Origin of the sequence: Pantoea sp. R102, assembly GCF_004916815.1 — a bacterium.
Classification (GTDB): Bacteria; Pseudomonadota; Gammaproteobacteria; order Enterobacterales; family Enterobacteriaceae; genus Pantoea; species Pantoea dispersa.
The window spans coordinates 1-18,706 of record NZ_SDFT01000058.1; the positions used below are offsets into that span (position 1 = coordinate 1).

Annotated in this window: 16 protein-coding genes and 2 pseudogenes; 10 read left to right on the forward strand and 8 right to left on the reverse strand. The window is 58.8% G+C overall.

Features of this window, described 5'->3' with window-relative positions; translation table 11 throughout:
• Positions 1-327: 327 nt before the first annotated feature.
• The gene (locus ERD80_RS08215) at positions 328-1,380 is read left to right on the forward strand and encodes an AbrB family transcriptional regulator (protein WP_058775517.1); all 1,053 of its coding nucleotides are present in this window, start codon (positions 328-330) and stop codon (positions 1,378-1,380) included.
• On the opposite strand, the gene rarD is transcribed toward ERD80_RS08215, so the two are convergent.
• Both rarD and ERD80_RS08225 read right to left on the reverse strand, forming a co-directional pair.
• Positions 1,351-2,250, reverse strand: coding sequence for an EamA family transporter RarD (rarD, locus tag ERD80_RS08220; protein WP_021506967.1), 900 nt, complete (start codon positions 2,248-2,250; stop codon positions 1,351-1,353). The genes ERD80_RS08215 and rarD overlap by 30 nt on opposite strands.
• Before the next feature lie 42 nt (positions 2,251-2,292).
• Positions 2,293-2,763: a thioesterase family protein gene (locus ERD80_RS08225; protein WP_031279610.1), complete on the reverse strand. Its 471-nt coding sequence runs from the start codon at positions 2,761-2,763 to the stop codon at positions 2,293-2,295.
• 164 nt (positions 2,764-2,927) lie between these two features.
• On the opposite strand from ERD80_RS08225, the gene pldA reads away from it, so the two are divergent.
• Genes pldA through rhtC form a run of 3 tightly spaced genes read left to right on the forward strand, consistent with a single transcriptional unit; the run spans position 2,928 to position 6,286 of the window.
• Positions 2,928-3,806, forward strand: coding sequence for a phospholipase A (gene pldA / locus ERD80_RS08230; RefSeq protein WP_021506965.1), 879 nt, complete (start codon positions 2,928-2,930; stop codon positions 3,804-3,806).
• 20 nt (positions 3,807-3,826) lie between these two features.
• Positions 3,827-5,650 (forward strand): ATP-dependent DNA helicase RecQ, encoded by a 1,824-nt coding sequence (gene recQ, locus ERD80_RS08235; protein WP_058758115.1) that lies wholly within the window; start codon positions 3,827-3,829, stop codon positions 5,648-5,650.
• A gap of 12 nt (positions 5,651-5,662) precedes the next feature.
• Positions 5,663-6,286, forward strand: a complete 624-nt coding sequence (rhtC, locus tag ERD80_RS08240) for a threonine export protein RhtC (RefSeq protein ID WP_021506963.1) — start codon at positions 5,663-5,665, stop codon at positions 6,284-6,286.
• Positions 6,287-6,367: 81 nt separating this feature from the next.
• Here the strand turns inward: rhtC and rhtB are convergent, their stop codons facing one another.
• On the reverse strand, positions 6,368-6,991 hold the full coding sequence (gene rhtB, locus ERD80_RS08245; protein ID WP_021506962.1) for a homoserine/homoserine lactone efflux protein: 624 nt from the start codon (positions 6,989-6,991) through the stop codon (positions 6,368-6,370).
• Between the two features lie 103 nt (positions 6,992-7,094).
• On the opposite strand from rhtB, the gene pldB reads away from it, so the two are divergent.
• The gene (gene pldB / locus ERD80_RS08250; protein ID WP_136546496.1) at positions 7,095-8,090 is read left to right on the forward strand and encodes a lysophospholipase L2; all 996 of its coding nucleotides are present in this window, start codon (positions 7,095-7,097) and stop codon (positions 8,088-8,090) included.
• 32 nt (positions 8,091-8,122) lie between these two features.
• Entirely contained in the window at positions 8,123-8,923 is an 801-nt protein-coding gene (gene yigL, locus ERD80_RS08255) for a sugar/pyridoxal phosphate phosphatase YigL (RefSeq protein WP_058758117.1), read from the forward strand.
• A gap of 34 nt (positions 8,924-8,957) precedes the next feature.
• Here yigL and glpT read toward each other — a convergent pair whose 3' ends face one another.
• Positions 8,958-10,298: a glycerol-3-phosphate transporter gene (gene glpT, locus ERD80_RS08260; RefSeq protein WP_021506959.1), complete on the reverse strand. Its 1,341-nt coding sequence runs from the start codon at positions 10,296-10,298 to the stop codon at positions 8,958-8,960.
• A gap of 404 nt (positions 10,299-10,702) precedes the next feature.
• Between glpT and ERD80_RS08265 the strand changes: the two genes are divergently transcribed.
• The gene (locus ERD80_RS08265; RefSeq protein ID WP_021506957.1) at positions 10,703-11,581 is read left to right on the forward strand and encodes a carboxylate/amino acid/amine transporter; all 879 of its coding nucleotides are present in this window, start codon (positions 10,703-10,705) and stop codon (positions 11,579-11,581) included.
• Here the strand turns inward: ERD80_RS08265 and ERD80_RS08270 are convergent.
• Both ERD80_RS08270 and metR read right to left on the reverse strand, forming a co-directional pair.
• Positions 11,578-12,060, reverse strand: coding sequence for a DUF1456 family protein (locus ERD80_RS08270; RefSeq protein ID WP_058775519.1), 483 nt, complete (start codon positions 12,058-12,060; stop codon positions 11,578-11,580). The genes ERD80_RS08265 and ERD80_RS08270 overlap by 4 nt on opposite strands.
• 90 nt (positions 12,061-12,150) lie before the next feature.
• On the reverse strand, positions 12,151-13,083 hold the full coding sequence (gene metR / locus ERD80_RS08275) for an HTH-type transcriptional regulator MetR (protein WP_058775520.1): 933 nt from the start codon (positions 13,081-13,083) through the stop codon (positions 12,151-12,153).
• A 226-nt stretch (positions 13,084-13,309) separates the two neighbouring features.
• Here metR and metE point away from each other — a divergent pair, with 226 nt between their 5' ends.
• Positions 13,310-15,580, forward strand: a complete 2,271-nt coding sequence (metE, locus tag ERD80_RS08280) for a 5-methyltetrahydropteroyltriglutamate--homocysteine S-methyltransferase (protein ID WP_058775521.1) — start codon at positions 13,310-13,312, stop codon at positions 15,578-15,580.
• A gap of 53 nt (positions 15,581-15,633) precedes the next feature.
• Here metE and ERD80_RS08285 read toward each other — a convergent pair whose 3' ends face one another.
• Complete coding sequence (locus ERD80_RS08285) at positions 15,634-16,473, reverse strand: dienelactone hydrolase family protein (RefSeq protein WP_127833534.1); 840 nt, start codon at positions 16,471-16,473, stop codon at positions 15,634-15,636.
• 301 nt (positions 16,474-16,774) lie between these two features.
• Here ERD80_RS08285 and udp point away from each other — a divergent pair, with 301 nt between their 5' ends.
• Both udp and ERD80_RS08295 read left to right on the forward strand, forming a co-directional pair.
• Positions 16,775-17,536 carry a uridine phosphorylase gene (udp, locus tag ERD80_RS08290; protein ID WP_021506952.1) on the forward strand — a complete coding sequence of 254 codons (762 nt, stop codon included), beginning with the start codon at positions 16,775-16,777 and terminating at the stop codon, positions 17,534-17,536.
• A 100-nt stretch (positions 17,537-17,636) separates the two neighbouring features.
• A pseudogene (locus tag ERD80_RS08295) lies at positions 17,637-18,539 on the forward strand (tetratricopeptide repeat protein); the annotation flags it as partial.
• Here the strand turns inward: ERD80_RS08295 and ERD80_RS08300 are convergent.
• Positions 18,507-18,706: pseudogene (locus tag ERD80_RS08300) on the reverse strand (molecular chaperone); the annotation flags it as partial. The pseudogenes ERD80_RS08295 and ERD80_RS08300 overlap by 33 nt on opposite strands.

Genomic DNA, 18,706 nt, shown 5'->3' on the forward strand with positions numbered 1-18,706 from the left:
AGGGTGCGCATTAATGCGCACCCTACGGGTTAACGCACCGATTGTGTATTAATGCGCACCCTACGGGTTAATGCACCGATTGTGTATTAATGCGCACCCCACGGGTTAACGCACCGGTTGTGCATTAATGCGCACCCTATGGGTTAACGCACCGGTTATGCATACATACCGTTAACTTTACGCCCGCGCGTTCTGTTCAACCTGCCAGGCCGTCGTAGGGTCGTCATTCATGACGACCGTCTCCATCGCTATCCGTGGCCTTACCCCTGACGCGCCAGCGCTAATCTGCTAACCTGTTGCCTAAACTCACTTTCTGATTTCCTCCTTATGGCGCGTTTCTCTTTGCGGCAGCAGTGGGCGCTGCTGCTGACGGCTTCGCTGGTGCTGGGCTGCCTGTTGCAGCTGTTGCACCTGCCGGCTGCACTGCTGCTCGGTCCGATGATTGTCGGTACCATTATGGGTCTGAGCGGCGCAACCGTGCGCATCGACAAACGGCTGTTCGTGCTGGCACAGGCGGTGCTGGGCTGCATGATCGGCCAGAGCCTGTCGCCTGCGATCCTCTCACCGCTGCTCGATGACTGGCCGGTGGTGCTGGCGGTGCTGCTGCTGACGCTGGCGGCCAGCGGGCTGTCCGGTTTTCTGCTGGTGCGCTTTAGCTCGCTGCCGGGACCGACCGGCGCGTGGGGATCGTCGCCGGGCGGCGCGTCCGCAATGGTGGCGATGGCGGGCGATTTCGGCGCCGACGTGCGGCTGGTGGCGTTTATGCAATATCTGCGCGTGCTGTTTGTTGCTACCGCCGCGGCCGTGGTGGCCCGCATCGGCCTCGGCAGCAGCGGTGCTGCCGCCCACATTGTCTGGCTGCCGCCGCTGCACAGTGGCTTCGTGCTGACGCTGCTGGTGATGGTGGCGGGCGCGTGGCTGGGGCAGAAACTGCGTATCCCGTCCGGCGCGCTGCTGCTGCCGGCGCTGATGGGTGCCACGCTGCACGGAACAGGTGTCGCGACGCTGCAGGTGCCGGAGTGGCTGCTGGCACTGGCCTATGCGCTGATCGGCTGGAGCGTTGGCCTGCGCTTTACCCGGCCGATCTTTTTGCTGGCGCTGCGCACGCTACCGCAAATGATCGCCTCGATTATCGGCCTGATGCTGCTGTGCGGGGGGCTGGCGTGGATGCTGACGCGCGTGCTGCACGTCGATCTGATGACCGCTTATCTGGCAACCAGCCCGGGCGGGCTGGATACGGTGGCGATTATTGCTGCTGGCAGCCGGGTCGATATCGCGTTTGTCATGGCGCTGCAGACGCTGCGTCTGTTTACCATTCTGCTCACCGGCCCGGCGATGGCCCGTTTTATCTCACGCTATGCGCACGCGCGTGCGGGCTGAAAACAGCAGCGCGTCCAGAATGAAGATCGCCAGCGCCAGCCAGATGAAGCCGAAGGTCACCATTTTATCCGGCGTCAGGCTCTCACCGTAAAACAGCACCGCCAGCAGGAACATCAGCGTCGGCCCCAGATATTGAAAGAAACCGACCGTCGACAGGCGCAGGCGCGCGCAGGCGGCGGCGAACAGCATCAGCGGAATGGTGGTAATGATGCCGGCGGCGATCAGCTTGAGGTTCAGGCTGAGCGGATTAGCGCTGAGGTGGCTGGTGGCGCTGTCGGCAAAGCCAAACAGATAGATGGCCGCCAGCGGGAACAGCCACGCGGTTTCAATCAGCATACCGCTCTGTGCATCTACCTGAATCTTCTTGCGCACCAGTCCGTACAGCGCGAAGCTCAGCGCCAGGCCGAGGCCGATGACCGGCAGCGAACCGAACTGCCACAGCTGCACCAGCACGCCGGTGGCCGCCAGCAGCACCGCCAGCCACTGCAGGCGGCGGAAGCGCTCACGCAGAAATAGCATGCCAAACACCACGTTAATCAGTGGGTTAATAAAGTAGCCGAGGCTGGCCTCCAGCATATGCTGATTATTCACCGCCCAGATAAACAGCAGCCAGTTGCCGCCGATGGTCAGTGCGGTCAGCGCCAGCAGCAGCACTTTTTTCGGCTGGGCCAGCACGCTGCGCACCTGACGCCAGCTGCGGCTCAGGGTAATCAGTCCCAGCATAAACAGGGCCGACCAAATCACACGGTGGGTCATAATTTCCGTCGGTGGCACCTCTTTGACCAGCTTGAAGTAGGCCGGTGCGATGCCCCAGATAAAGTAAGCGCCCAGCGCATAAAAAATGCCCTGACGCGTTTGTTGCGTATCCATCATCTATTCCAGAAAGCGGCGAGTGTGGCAGGCCGCGCGAAGTTAACCAATAAGATAGGTCGCAGTCGCAGTGGCGATGTAATCGCCCTGCTGATTGTGCAATTCGACGCGCGCAACCGCGACTTTATTCCCGGCGCGCAGCAGGCTGCTGGTGGCGACAAAGCGCTCGCCGCGGCCCGGGCGCAGGTAGTCGACGCGCATATCAATGGTGCCCATGCGCGACAAGCGCTGACGCAGCTCCTCTTCGCTGATGCTCTGCTGGCGCGACAGCGCATGGCTGACGCACACCAGCCCGGCGGCAACATCCAGCACTGAGGCAATCACGCCACCGTGCAGAATCTGCTGCGCGGCGTTACCCACCAGCATGGTTTTATTGGCAAAGCCGAGTTCGGCGTAATCGGCTTCAAGGCGATCCAGCTCAAGGCCCAGTGCCTGATTAAACGGCATGTGATAGACAAAAATTTCGCCAATCAGCCGGCGCGCTTCCTGCTGTGTCAGCATCGGGGATGACATTTTTCCTGCCTTAAGATGTTAAAGAATTGAGTATATTATGCCGCGTTCGCGCCGCTTTCCAGTTTCAGAAATCCGCGCTAATCAACCACCGGGTTTGCGTGTAGAATGGCGTGCTTTTTGAACCGTCGCCCGACGATAACTTTTGCAGCGCTCTGGAGAATTCTATGCGTAAGCAGTACGCCTTGCTGGCCGCGGCATTTATGGTTCCTGCGCTGGCGCAGGCCGATGAAGCCACCGTGAAAGAGGTTCATGACGCACCAGCAGTGAAGGGCAGTATTATCGCTAACCTGCTGGAAAAACACGATAACCCATTCGTGCTTTATCCCTATGAAAATAACTATCTGCTTTACACCTACACCAGCGACATGAATAAAGAGGCGATTTCCTCTTACAACTGGGCAGACAAAGCGAAAAAGGATGAAGTAAAATTCCAGCTCAGCCTGGCGTTTCCGCTGTGGCGCGGCATTTTGGGTGACAACTCGGTGCTGGCCGCGTCGTATACTCAGCGCTCCTGGTGGCAGCTGTCGAACCGGGGGGCTTCATCACCGTTTCGTGAAACCAACTATGAGCCGCAGATTTTTCTCGGCTGGGCCACCGACTATTCGCTGGGCGGCTGGACATTACGCGACGTCGAGCTGGGTCTGAATCATCAGTCAAATGGCCGCAGCGATCCCACGTCACGCAGCTGGAACCGCGCTTACGCCCGTCTGATGGCGGAGAATGGCAACTTCCTGGCGGAAATCAAACCCTGGTATCGTCTGCCGGAAAGTGCCAGCAACGACGATAACCCGGACATCACCAAATACATGGGCTACTACCGCGCGAAGCTGGGCTATATGCTCGGCGACAGCATTTTCAGCGTGGAAGGCAACTACAACTGGAATAGCGGCTACGGCGGTGCCACCTTCGCGTGGAGCTATCCGATTTCTGAACACGTGCGCTTTTACACGCAGCTGTTCAGCGGTTATGGTGAATCCCTTATTGACTATAACCATCGCCAGACGCGTCTTGGCGTCGGCGTAACGCTTAACGATCTGTTCTAACCAGTCAAAACAGGATTACCGTGGCAACATCGGCAGTGCTTAATCAGGAAATGCTGGCGCAGCAGGTATTACAGGATACCTTCGGCTATCAGCAGTTCCGTCCGGGTCAGCAAACCATCATCGAAACCGCGCTGTCAGGGCGCGACTGCCTGGTGGTGATGCCGACCGGCGGCGGCAAATCGCTGTGCTATCAAATCCCGGCGCTGGTGCGCGAAGGGCTGACGCTGGTGGTTTCGCCGCTGATTTCACTGATGAAAGATCAGGTCGATCAGCTGCTGGCGAACGGCGTGGCGGCGGCGTGCCTTAACTCGACGCAGACGCGTGAGCAGCAGCAGCAGGTGTTTGCGGACTGCCGCAGCGGCAAACTGCGGCTGCTGTACATCGCGCCGGAACGTCTGATGATGGATAACTTCCTCGACACCCTGCAGCACTGGAATCCGGTGATGCTGGCCGTCGATGAAGCGCACTGTATTTCGCAGTGGGGCCACGATTTCCGTCCGGAATATGGCGCGCTCGGTCAGCTGCGCCAGCGCATTCCGCAGCTGCCGGTGATGGCGCTGACCGCCACCGCCGATGAAGCCACGCGTAACGACATCGTGCATCTGCTGCAGATGCACGATCCGCTGATTCAGATCAGCAGTTTTGACCGTCCCAACATTCGCTACACGCTGGTGGAGAAGTTCAAGCCCACCGAGCAGCTGCTGCGCTATGTGCAGGATCAGCGCGGCAAAAGCGGCATCATCTACTGTAACAGCCGCGCCAAAGTGGAAGACACCGCTGCGCGTCTGCAGAGTCGCGGCATCAGCGTTGGCGCTTATCATGCCGGCATCGACAGCGAGCAGCGCGCACGCGTGCAGGAAGCGTTTCAGCGTGACGATTTGCAAATCGTGGTCGCGACCGTGGCTTTCGGCATGGGCATCAACAAGCCCAACGTGCGTTTTGTGGTGCACTTCGACATTCCGCGTAATATCGAATCCTACTATCAGGAGACCGGCCGCGCCGGGCGTGATGGCCTGCCGGCGGAAGCGATGATGCTGTACGACCCGGCCGACATGGCGTGGCTGCGTAAGTGTCTGGAAGAGAAAGCGCCCGGGCCGCTGCAGGATATTGAACGCCACAAACTCAACGCCATGGGCGCGTTTGCCGAGGCGCAAACCTGCCGTCGTCTGGTGCTGCTTAACTACTTTGGTGAAGGTCGCCAGCAGCCGTGCGGCAACTGCGATATCTGCCTCGATCCGCCGCGTCGCTATGACGGCCTGGTCGAAGCGCAAAAAGCGCTGTCGGGCATTTATCGTACCGGGCAGCGTTTTGGGATGAGCTATATTGTTGAAGTTTTGCGCGGCTCAACCAACCAGCGCATCCGCGATAACGGCCACGACAAACTGCCGGTGTACGGCCTTGGGCGCGAGCAGAGTCAGGAGCACTGGGTCAGCGTGCTGCGCCAGCTGATCCATCTGGGCATGGTGACGCAAAACATCGCCATGCACTCGGCGCTGCAGCTCACCGAGGCCGCGCGCCCGGTGCTGCGCGCTGAAGTGCCGCTGATGCTGGCGGTACCGCGTACCGTGACGGTGAAAAGCCGCAGCAGCGCGCCAAAAGTCTACGGCGGCAATTACGATCGCAAGCTGTTCGCCAAGCTGCGTAAGCTGCGTAAAGCCATCGCCGATGAAGAGAATATTCCGCCTTACGTGGTGTTTAACGACGCCACGCTGATTGAAATGGCAGAACAAATGCCGGTCAGCGCTTCAGAGATGCTGAGCGTGAACGGGGTCGGTCATCGCAAACTGGAGCGCTTCGGTAAGCCGTTCCTGCTGATGATCAAAGAACATCTTGATGAAGAATAAGGGAAATAAACCATGCTGATGTTATTTGCCACCGTCGCGCTGGTGCATCTGGTTGCGCTGATGAGTCCGGGACCGGACTTCTTTTTTGTCTCACAGACCGCCGCCAGCCGCTCGCGCAAAGAGGCGATGATGGGCGTGCTCGGCATTACGCTGGGGATTGTGATTTGGGCCGGTGTCGCGCTGATGGGCCTGCATCTGATTCTGGAGAAAATGGCGTGGCTGCATGAAATCATCATGGTCGGTGGCGGGCTGTATCTGCTGTGGATGGGCTGGCAGCTGCTGCGCTCAGCGCGTCAGCGTCACAAGCAACCTCATACGGAAGCGCCGGTGGTTGAGCTGCCAAAGCGTGGCATGAGCTTCCTCAAAGGGTTTCTCACCAACCTGTCTAACCCGAAAGCCATCATCTACTTCGGCAGTGTGTTTTCACTGTTCGTGGGCAACGATGTGGGCGCGATTGAGCGCTGGGGCCTGTTCCTGCTGATCGTCGGTGAAACCTTTGCCTGGTTTACCCTGGTGGCGGCGATTTTTGCCCTGCCGTGGATGCGCGATAAGTATCAGCGGATGGCGAAGTGGGTGGACGGTATGGCGGGCGTGCTGTTTGCCGGGTTTGGTATTCACCTCATCATCTCCCGATAAGATCCCGAACCGTAGCGGCGCAATTTATTGCGCGTTTCAACTGGGCGCGATAAAGCGTGCCGCTACGATCAGTGCCAATCGTTACGCCATTTTACGTGCGCTGGCCAGCAGTGCGCCGACCGCCATAAACAAGCCACCAAACACCCGGTTCAGCAGCTTCATCTGCTTCGGACCTTTGATCCAGCCAGCAATGCGCGTCGCCAGCGTGGCGTAACCAATCATCACAATGATGTCGACCACGATGGTGGTCACGCCGAGCACCAGATACTGCATCAGCTGCGGCTGGTGCGGCACGATAAACTGCGGAAACAGCGCGGCGAGAAACACAATGCTCTTCGGATTGGTGAGATTCACCAGCAGCGCGCGCTGAAACAGACGACGACGCGGCATCGCTTTGGCCACCGCATTGAGATCGATTCCGCCCGCTGAGCGCCACTGCTGAATGCCAAGCCACACCAGATAGGCCGCGCCCGCCCATTTCAGTACCTCAAACGCCAGCACCGACTGCGAAAACAGCGCGCCCAGACCGGCGCCCACCAGCACAATATGCACGGCGAGACCCAGCTGTAATCCGGTAATTGAGGCTGCCGCACCGCGATAGCCGTGGCTGATGCCGGTGCTCATGGTGTTGATCGCGCCGGAACCGGGCGAGAGGCTGAGGATGGTCGTGGTTAACAGGTAGGTTAACCACCATTCAATGGTCATGGGTGACATTCCCTGAAGAGAGTGAAGTGTGACACAATACGCCAGAAAATCGCGCTGCGCTATTAAGTGCAGGGCCGCGTTTGACGTTTTTTCAGGGGGACGGATGCAGCAGCATAAACAGGATTGGCTCGGACGTGAGCACGCTTTTTCAGCCTTTGCTACCGGTCCGCTGCTCGACTTCTGGCGTCAGCGTGAAGAGTGTGAATTCAGCGGCGTGGGCAATCTGACCATTCGCTATGTGCGCTTCACCTCACCGCAACACCGGCGTGTCATCCTGATTGTGCCCGGACGCATTGAAAGCTACATCAAATACCCCGAGCTGGCCTATGACCTGTTCCACTGCGGCTACGATGTGGTGATTATCGACCATCGCGGTCAGGGGCGTTCAGACCGGCTGCTGGCCGATTCGCATCGCGGTCACGTGGTGGAGTTCAGCGATTATGTCGACGATCTGGAAACGCTGTATCTGAAAGAGATCGTCAGCCATCACTATCAGCAGCGCTACGTGCTGGCGCACTCGATGGGCGGCGCAATTGTGGCGCTGTTTCTGGCGCGTCAGCCGCAGGCCTTCCACGCGGCGGTGTTTTGTGCGCCGATGTTTGGTATCGTGCTGCCGCTGCCGCCGTTTCTGGCGCACCGTATTCTCGACTGGGCGGAAAAGCTGCCCGCGCTGCGCGACGGCTACGCGCTGGGCACCGGACGCTGGCGCGCCAGCCCGTTTGGCATTAACCGGCTGACGCACAGTCGCGAACGCTATCGTCGCAATCTGCGTTTTTATGCCGACGATCCGGCGATTCGCGTCGGCGGCCCTACCTATCACTGGGTGCGGGAAGGGATTCAGGCCGGACGCCATATCCTTAATCAGGTGGCGCAGATTACGACACCGATTCTGCTGCTGCAGGCCAGTGAAGACGACGTGGTGGATAACCGCGCGCAGGATCTGTTCTGTGAAGCCATGGCGGCAGCGGGACATGCGGTGGAAGGCACCACGCCTTACATCATTCAGGGCGCGCGTCACGAGATCCTGTTTGAAACAGACGCCATGCGCGCCGAAGCGCTCAATGCGGTGGTCGACTTTTATCAGCGCCACCGTGACTAATGTATTCTTAGACATCAATACCAGAGGCCTACATGTACCACATCGTTGCATCCGACCTGGATGGCACGCTGCTTTCTCCGCAACATCGTCTGACGCCGTTTGCCCGCACCACGCTGCAGGAACTGGTGGCGCGCGATGTGCATTTTATCTTTGCCACCGGACGCCACTACATCGACGTCGGTCAGATGCGCGATAAGCTCGGCATTCCGGCGTATATGATCACCTCAAACGGCGCGCGCGTGCATAACGCCGATGGCGAACTGGTGTTCAGCCACAATCTGGACAGCGATATCGCCAGCGAGCTGTATGGCCTGAAGTATCACGATGAGAAAATCCTGACGCACGTTTACCGCGACGATGAGTGGCACATCAGCCGCCATAATCCGCAGGAAGCGGAGTTTTTCCAGGAATCGGTGTTCACCTATCAGGTGTATCAGCCCGGCATGCTGGCCACCGACGGCATCAGCAAAGTGTTCTTCACCTGCGACGATCCGGAGCATCTGGTTCCGCTGGAACAGGCGATTGAAGCGCGCTGGGGTGACCGGGTTAACGTCAGTTTCTCGCTGCCCACCTGTCTGGAAGTGATGGCTGGCGGCGTCTCGAAAGGGCACGCGCTGGAAGCGGTGGCGAAACAGCTGGGCTATTCGCTGAAAGAGTGCATCGCGTTTGGCGACGGCATGAATGATGTCGAGATGCTGAGTATGGCGGGCAAAGGCTGCATCATGCGTAACGCCCATCAGCGCCTGAAAGATACCCTGCCGACGCTGGAAGTGATTGGCAGCAACGCCGATGACGCGGTGCCGCAGACGCTGCGCAAATTGTTCCTCGCCTGAATAAAACGGGCCGGTATGCACCGGCCCGCTCAGATTACGCCTGCTGCTGCTTGTGGCGATGCTCGCTGACCATGGTCAGCAGCAGTAACACCACCGCCAGCACCGATCCGACAATCATCACTAAGAAACCGCCGTCCCAGCCGAAGAAATCCACGGTGTAACCGACAATCGCACTGGCTGCCACCGATCCGCCGAGATAGCCGAACAGACCGGTAAAGCCTGCCGCAGTGCCGGCCGCTTTTTTCGGTGCCAGCTCCAGCGCGTGCAGACCAATCAGCATCACCGGACCGTAGATCAGGAAGCCAATGACGATCATGCAGATCATATCTATGCCCGGATTGCCCGGCGGGTTCAGCCAGTAAATGATGGTGGCGATGGTCACCAGCGTCATGAAAAATACCCCGGTGGCGCCGCGATTGCCGCGGAATACCTTGTCCGACATCCAGCCGCACAGCAGCGTGCCCGGAATCCCGGCGTATTCGTACAGGAAATAGGCCCACGAGGATTTATCCAGCGTGAAGTGCTTCACCTCTTTCAGATAGGTCGGTGACCAGTCGAGAATGCCGTAGCGCAGCAGATATACGAACACGTTGGCCAGTGCGATGTACCACAGCAGCTTATTCGGCAGCACGTACTGCATGAAAATCTGCTTCGCCGTCAGCTCCTGTTCGTGGTTCTCGCTGTAATCCGGCGGATAGTCATTCTTCCATGCCTCAATCGGCGGTAGCCCGCACGACTGCGGCGTATCGCGCATCAGCGCAAAAGCGATGATGGCGACGAGGATGGCACCAAACGCCGGCATATAGAGCGCGGCTTTCCAGTCGTTAAACCACGCCATGCCGAGCAGGAACAGCAGCGGAGGAATACCGCCACCCACGTTGTGCGCGCAGTTCCATACCGACACAATGCCGCCGCGCTCTTTCTGCGACCACCAGTGCACCATGGTGCGTCCGCACGGTGGCCAGCCCATGCCCTGGAACCAGCCACACAGAAACAGCAGCACGAACATCACCATGATGCTCGAGGTTGCCCACGGCACGAAGCCCATCACCAGCATCACGGCGGCGGCGAGAATCAGGCCGGCGGGTAAAAAGACCCGCGGGTTGGAGCGATCCGAGACCGATCCCATGATGAATTTGGAAAAACCGTAGGCGATGGAGATGCCGGAGAGGGCAAAGCCAAGGTCGCCGCGGGAAAAGCCCTGTTCGACCAGGTAAGGCATCGCCAGCGCAAAGTTTTTGCGCACCAGATAATAGGCGGCGTAGCCAAAGAAAATGCCGAAGAAGATCTGCCAGCGCAGACGACGATAGAGCGGATCGACGCGATCGTCCGCCACCTGGGGCTGGTGTGGTGCAGGTTTAAAAATACTCAACATCAGAATGGCCCTCCAAGGGCGCAATATAGTTATCGATTCCCAGCAGGTTGGGGCAAAAAAAGTACGACAGCGAACAGAAAGCAACCTTTCCATTTCGCGCACAGAATAGTGATGGTTACGCGCAGTTACTGTGACGTGTGACACATATGTTACAGTTTTATGACAATAAAGAGCGATATAAACCAGTAAATGTTGGATTTCGCGCATTTCTGTCAGAGAAAACGGCGCGCTGCCTCATAAAAATCGCCGCCCATCGGTCAACCCGCCATGCGAACACGTGCCTGCTGACCGGACAGCGAAGATGCGATCGTGTTTAATTTCATCACTTGTCAACCAGATTATCCCGCCAGCGCGCTGTAGTTTGTTTACACTAGCGCCAGTGTTGAACTTTAGGATGCATAACCGTGCTGTTGCTGATCGTTACCACCATTCTGTGGGCTTTTTCTTTTAGTTTAATCGGGGAGTATCTGGCGGGGCAGGTGGATACCTGGTTCTCGGTGCTGATGCGCTTAGGCCTGGCGGCGCTGGTTTTTCTGCCGTTTCTGCGCTGGCGCGGTTACCGCGCCTCAACGTTGCTGCTCTATATGCTGGTGGGCATGCTGCAATTAGGCATCATGTATCTGATCAGCTTCGAGGCTTATCTCTATCTCAGCGTGCCGGAATTTCTGCTGTTTACGGTGATGACGCCACTGTATGTCACGCTGATTTATGACCTGCTCAGCAAGCGCCCGCTGCGCATTGGCTATGCCTTCAGCGCGCTGCTGGCGGTGCTCGGTGCGGCCATTATCCGCTACGACAAAGTCAGCGATGATTTCTGGTTCGGACTGCTGCTGGTGCAGGCGGCTAACATTTGCTTTGCGATTGGCATGGTGGGCTATAAGCGCCTGCAGGAAGTGCGCCCGATGCCGCAGCACACCGCGTTCTCGTGGTTCTATCTCGGCGCAGTGCTGATCGCGGTGATCGCCTGGTGCATCTGGGGCAATCCGCACAAGCTGCCGACCACCACGCTGCAGTGGGGCGTGCTGGTGTGGCTGGGCGTGGTCGCGTCCGGACTGGGTTACTTCATGTGGAACTACGGCGCGACCCAGGTCGATGCCGGGACGCTGGGCATTATGAACAACATGCACGTGCCGGCAGGATTACTGGTGAACCTGGCAATCTGGCAGGAGAAACCGCACTGGCCAAGCTTTATCGCCGGGGCGATAGTGATTTTTGCGTCCCTGTACGTGCATAAACGCTGGGTACTGGGACACACGGCCAAAAGCGGCAGTTCAGGCGCTTAGCTTTTTTTCGCGGGTGTCGATGGCCGCTGAATCAGCGTTAAGCCTTTCAGGAAGTTACGCAGAATCTGGTCACCGCACTCGCGATAATTTTTATGATCCGGGTTACGGAAAATCGCGCCGATCTCGGCCTGTGACACCTTGAAGTTAGCCTTCAGTAAGATATCCGGGATATCGGTGGTTTTCAGCGCGAAGGCGATGCGTAACTTCTTGAGAAAGATATTATTGTTCATGCGGCGCTCAATCGACGGGGCCGGCGCGTCTTCGCTTTTGCCGCGACGGTAGAAAATCAGACCGTTGAGGAAGTAGCCCATCAGCACATCCGGCAGTTTACGAAACGCCTCATCGTCATCTTTCTTCAGCCACGCCTGCACATCTTCACGCGGTACTTCACTGCCCGCCAGCGCAAAAATCTCCACCACTTTGCTGTCGCTCAAATCCAGCATATAGCGCACGCTGCGCAGCACATCGTTATTGGTCATGGTGAAACTCTCCGGTAGCGGTTAAGGCGGCGCATTATAGAGCAGGCAGGGCGGGGATAACAGCACGGGCGACATTGGCCGCCCGCGGCATCAGGACGAGACCGGCTGCAGGGAGCCGGGGCGCGAGGCATCGCGCACGTAAGGCAGGTGCTCGCAGGCGTGCTGACGGGCAAAGCGCACAAAGGCCTCCAGCACCGGCTGCCGCTGCTCGCCGTCGCGCATCGCCGCGTATAAACGGCTCCACAATCCGTCGCCCAGCGTGCGCGTCACCACCAGCCCCTGGTGCTCAAAGCTCTCTACCACCCAGTGCGGCAGCGCGGCAATGCCCATGCCGGCCGACACCATCTGGATCAGCAGCAGCGTATTATCCACGCTCTTCAGCGCCGGGCTGACGCCGGCTGGCTGTAAGAAGTTACGCCACACGTCCAGCCGCTGACGCTGTACCGGATAGATCATCAGCACCTCATCGACCAAATCTTCCGGCGTGATGTGGGCCAGCTGCGCCAGACGGTGATCCGGCGCCAGCACCAGCCGCACCTCAAAATCAAACATCGGCGCATAGAACAAACCGCTGCGCGGCAGAATATCGGACGTCAGCACCACGTCCAGTTCGCCCTGCTGCAGCGCCGGCTGCGGATCAAAGGTCACGCCGGATTTGAAGTCCATCACTACCTGCGGCCAGCTCTGACGGAAATTGTTCAGGGCCGGCGTCAGCCACTGGATGCAGCTGTGGCATTCGATAGCGATGCGCAACGTGGTCTGATGCGGCTCATGACAGGCCTGCAGCGCCTGCTGGATCTGCGGCAGAATCTGCTCCGCCAGCTGCAACAGAATCTCTCCCTGCGGCGTAAAACGGAGCGGCTGGCTCTTACGCACGAACAGCCGAAAGCCCAGCCGCTGTTCCAGGTCGCTGAACTGGTGAGACAACGCCGATTGCGTCTGATGAAGCTGGGCGGCGGCGGCAGCCAGCGAGCCGGTGTGCCGTAACGCCTGCAGCGTCCGCAGGTGTTTGAGTTCGATCATGAGAGTCCTTCACATCGAGATTGAACAAATTGCGCTTGAGACACATACAGTACCCGCAGATTATAGCGGTGTAAACATCTGGACGGCTAAACATCTCAGTCAGACGCGACGGCCACTTTACCTTTGTCCAGCTAACACGCTCAGCGCACGGCAGGATTGCCCGCTGGATGAATGTAAATCGGTTGCTGCGACTGTCGCACAGCGAATAATTTCTGGAGAATCTCACATGACCATTCTGAACCATACTCTCGGTTTCCCTCGCGTCGGACTGCGCCGCGAACTGAAAAAAGCGCAGGAAAGCTACTGGGCCGGGAACAGCTCACAGGACGAACTGCTGGCGGTGGGTCGTGAACTGCGCGCCCGTCACTGGCAGCAGCAGAAAGACGCCGGTGTTGATCTGCTGCCGGTCGGCGATTTTGCCTGGTACGATCACGTACTGACCACCAGCCTGCTGCTCGGTAACGTACCGGCACGGCACCAGAATAAAGACGGCTCGATTGACCTCGACACCCTGTTCCGCATCGGCCGCGGTCGTGCGCCCAGCGGTGAGCCTGCGGCGGCGGCAGAGATGACCAAATGGTTTAACACCAACTATCACTATATCGTGCCGGAATTTACCCAGGGTCAGCAGTTCCGTCTCAGCTGGACGCAACTGCTGGACGAGGTGGATGAAGCGCTGGCGCTCGGCCACACCATCAAACCGGTGCTGCTGGGGCCGGTGACCTATTTGTGGCTGGGTAAGGTGAAAGGTGACGCCTTTGACCGCCTGTCGCTGCTGCAGGCCATTCTGCCGGTGTACCGTCAGGTGCTGGCTGAACTGCGTCAGCGCGGCATCGAATGGGTGCAGATTGATGAGCCGGCGCTGGCGCTGGAACTGCCGCAGGCGTGGCGCGAGGCGTTTAAACCGGCGTACGACGCGCTACAGGGCGAAGTGAAACTGCTGCTGACCACCTACTTTGACAGCATTGGTCAGAATCTTGATGTCATCAAAACGCTGCCGGTGCAGGGCCTGCACGTGGACCTGGTGCACGGCAAAGACGACCTTGAGCAACTCAACCAGCAGATCCCGGCGGACTGGCTGCTATCGCTGGGGGTGATCAATGGCCGTAACGTCTGGCGCGCCGATCTCACCCGCTGGTTTGAGCGCCTGCAGCCGCTGACCGGCCAGCGTCAGCAGCTGTGGATCGGTTCCTCCTGCTCACTGCTGCACAGCCCCATTGACCTGAGCGTGGAAACCCGCCTCGACGACGAGATAAAAAGCTGGTTCGCCTTTGCGTTACAGAAGTGCACGGAGCTGTCGCTGCTGAGTCAGGCGCTGAACCAGCACGATGCCGCTGCGCTGCACGCCTGGAGCGCGCCGATTCGCGCCCGGGCAAACTCTGCTCGCGTGCACAACCCCGCCGTGGCGCAGCGTCTGGCGCAAATCCAGGCCAGAGACACTGAGCGCAACAGCAGCTACACCGTGCGTACTCAGGCGCAGCGTCAGCGCTTTAACCTGCCGGCGTGGCCCACCACCACCATCGGTTCTTTCCCGCAGACCACCGAGATTCGCGGCCTGCGCCTCGACTTCAAAAAAGGCAACATTGACGGCGGCCACTACCGCACCGGTATCGCGGAACACATCCGGCAGGCGATTGCGGAGCAGGAGCGTCTGGGGCTCGACGTGCTGGTGCATGGCGAAGCCGAGCGTAACGACATGGTGGAGTACTTCGGCGAAAACCTCGACGGCTTTGTTTTCACCCAGAACGGCTGGGTTCAGAGCTACGGCTCGCGCTGTGTTAAGCCGCCGGTGATCATCGGGGACGTCAGCCGCCCGCAGCCGATTACCGTCGAGTGGGCAAAGTATGCGCAGTCGCTGACCGACAAACCGGTGAAGGGCATGCTGACCGGACCGGTCACCATCCTGTGCTGGTCGTTCCCGCGGGAAGACGTGACGCGCGAAACCATCGCTAAACAGATTGCGCTGGCGCTGCGCGACGAAGTGCAGGACCTGGAAAAAGCCGGTATCGGCATCATTCAGATTGACGAACCGGCGCTGCGTGAAGGCTTGCCGCTGCATCAGTCTGACTGGGCAGCCTATCTGCGCTGGGCGGTGGACGCGTTCCGCCTTAACGCCGCGGTGGCGCAGGACGAGACGCAGATTCACACCCACATGTGTTATTGCGAGTTCAACGACATCATGGATTCGATTGCCGCGCTGGACGCCGACGTGATCACTATCGAAACCTCACGTTCTGATATGGATCTGCTGGATGCGTTTAAAGCGTTTGAATATCCCAATGAAATCGGGCCGGGCGTGTATGACATCCACTCACCCAACGTACCGAGCGTGGAGTGGATGGAAGATCTGCTGCGCAAAGCGGCGCAGAGTATTCCGCAGCAGCGCCTGTGGGTGAACCCGGACTGTGGCCTGAAAACGCGCGGCTGGAGTGAAACGCGTCAGGCGCTGGCCAACATGGTGAAAGCGGCGCAGAAGCTGCGCGCCGAAACCGTTTGATGGCAGGATAATACGTTGTGTTGTTGAGTTGGGGCGCGCTGGCGCCCCTTTTTTTATTCCGCGTTTGGCGCGACGCCATACTGCTTAAACCACGCCAGCATGCGCTGCCAGCCATCCTGTGCGGAATCGGCGTGGTAGCTCGGACGATAGTCGGCGTTAAAGGCATGGCCAGCTTCCGGATACACCACAATCTCGGCTTTGGCATTAGCCGCGTGCAGGGCCTGGCGCATCTTATCGATACTTTCCAGTGGAATGCTTTCATCCTGGCCGCCATACAGGCCCAGCACCGGTGCATTCAAATCCACTGCAATATCAATAGGATGTTTCTGCTGCTTCAGCGTTTTCTCGCCCTCCAGGCGACCGTACCAGGCGGCGGCGGCGCGCACCTGCGGATTATGGGCGGCAAACAGCCAGCTGATGCGACCGCCCCAGCAGAAACCGGTGATCGCCAGACGACGGATATCGCCGCCGTGGCGCGCCGCCCAGTTGGCCACGTGGTCGAGATCCGACAGTACCTGCGAATCCGGCACTTTGCTCACCAGCTCTTTGAACAGGGTGGGGATATCGTGGTAATCGTTGGGATCGCCTTCGCGGAAATAGAGCTCCGGCGCCACGGCGAGATAGCCTTCCAGTGCCAGACGGCGGCACAGATCGCGGATGTGCTCGTGCACGCCGAAAATTTCCTGCACCACCAGCACGACCGGCAGCGTGCCGCTAAACTGTTGCGGACGAGCATAATAAGCCGGCAGGTTCTCACCCTGGCTCGGCACGGACGTCTCGCCCGCGTGAATGGCATCGCTGGCGGTAATGATGGTGCTGGCTGCGGTGGGCTGCACCGCTGGCGCAAAGCCGTCGGTGGCGGATTTTTGTGCCATATTGTCTTCGGTTTTCATGGTTCTCTCCGTGCTAGCAAGTGCGCAATCACGTAACTATAGCCTGGCCTTACGGCAAGGCTGGCGTAGGGTACGAGGGATGGTTAACCTGATCTGCTTCTCTATTAACACTGCCTTTTACGGTTACACAGCACCGCTTGTAGCAATTCAGCGCAGCAGACCGCTAATATGTGATTAGAGTCACACAATATTTTTAGTTCAATGTAACTTTCATTATTGATAGTGAATTCAATCACATATTTATCCGGGCCGCTGTCGTAAAGTGGCGCGCTTATTCCCCCTTATCTTCCAGGAGTCTGATATGGCCCAGTCTGACGTTTTCCACCTTGGCATCACCAAAGCCGATTTGAAAGGAGCCACGCTGGCGATTGTTCCTGGCGATCCGGAGCGCGTGAAGAAAATCGCAGCGCTGATGGAGAATCCACAGCACCTCGCGTCGCATCGTGAATTCACCACCTGGCTGGCGGAGATTGATGGCAAACCGGTGGTTGTCTGTTCCACCGGTATTGGCGGTCCGTCCACCTCTATCGCCGTTGAAGAGCTGGCGCAGCTGGGCGTGCGTACCTTCCTGCGTGTGGGTACCACCGGCGCGATTCAGCCACACATCAACGTGGGTGATGTGCTGGTGACCACCGCCTCGGTCCGTCTGGACGGTGCCAGCCTGCACTTTGCGCCGATGGAATTCCCGGCGGTGGCTGATTTCGCCTGCACCACCGCGCTGGTGGCCGCGGCAGAAGCCTGCGGTGCGACCACGCATATTGGTGTCACCGCCTCGTCAGACACCTTCTATCCTGGCCAGGAGCGCTACGACACCTTCTCGGGACGCGTGGTGAGCCGCTTCCAGGGCTCGATGAAAGAGTGGCAGCAAATGGGCGTACTTAACTATGAAATGGAATCCGCTACACTGTTAACCATGTGCGCCAGTCAGGGACTGCGTGCCGGCATGGTGGCTGGCGTCATCGTGAATCGCACGCAAAAAGAGATCCCGGATGCGGCCACCATGAAGCAGACAGAAAGCGATGCGGTGAAAATTGTGGTGGATGCCGCGCGTCGCTTACTTTAGCGCGCCAGTCAGGGAATGATTTCGAGACCAGGCTTATAGGGAGCTCAGCAATTGCCTGATTAGAATGCGCGCAATTTCAGCCGATTCTGAGAAATTTCCTATGCGCAAAACGATCTCTGTCCCACGTCCGGGTTTTACCAGCCGCCCTGCTGCAATGCAGGCCCGCGTTGAGAGTGCCGCCGCGCGGTTTCGTCAGGCAATGGCCGCGTCAGATTATCCTCTGGCGCGCCAGTGCTGCGAAGAAGTGCTGCGCGTCATGCCTAACCAGATGCAGGTGCTCAGCGACTACGCGCTGACGCTGATGCGCGTCGGCGAACATAAAAAATCCTACAAGATTTACCAGAAAATCTATCAGGCACCGGCGGCGCAGCGCGCGCAGGCGTCGGAAACCTGGCTGGATGGCCTGACGGAAGTGTGTGGCTGGCTGGGTAAGACAGATGAAGTGGCGCGTTATGGCCTCGAATCGCTCACCCAATCCGACATGCGTTTCAGTCAGGGCGCGAAAGCGACTTTTCCCGCACCGGCGCCTGCGCCGATTAACCGCAGCAATCCGGCAGAAAATATCATCTCCTTCAGCCTGTACGGCGGTCAGCCGCGCTACTGCGAAACCCTGATTAAAAACGTTGAGGTGGCGCGCGAGCTCTATCCGGACTGGATGTGTCGCATCTATCTCGACGATAGCGTACCGCAGCACGTGTGGCAGCGCCTGACCCAGCCAAACACCCAGCTGGTGGATATGTCGCAGGAGAAAACCATTTTCCCTACGCTGTGGCGTTTTCTGGTGATGGACGATGCCAGCGTAAAACGCTACATCGTGCGGGATGCGGATTCGCTGCTGTCAGAGCGCGAAGTGGCGGCCGTCGATGCCTGGCTGGCTTCGCCATTCTGGTTCCACCACATGCGCGATTATTACTCGCACACCGAGCTGTTACTGGCCGGCATGTGGGGCGGCTGTCACGGCGTGTTTCACAACGTGGAGCAGCAGATGCGCGACTTTATCGCCCTGTTCGGCATCACGCACCAGATCGCGCAGCAACTTACCGCTGGCGGCTGAGTAGAAGTCGCTTTGTGCCGGCACATCGTTAATTGCCACCGCGTTCCACCACGGCAGGGCGGGCAGGGCAGTGCCCTTCAGCGTGTTACCGCCCAGACCCAGCAGCGGCATCAGCG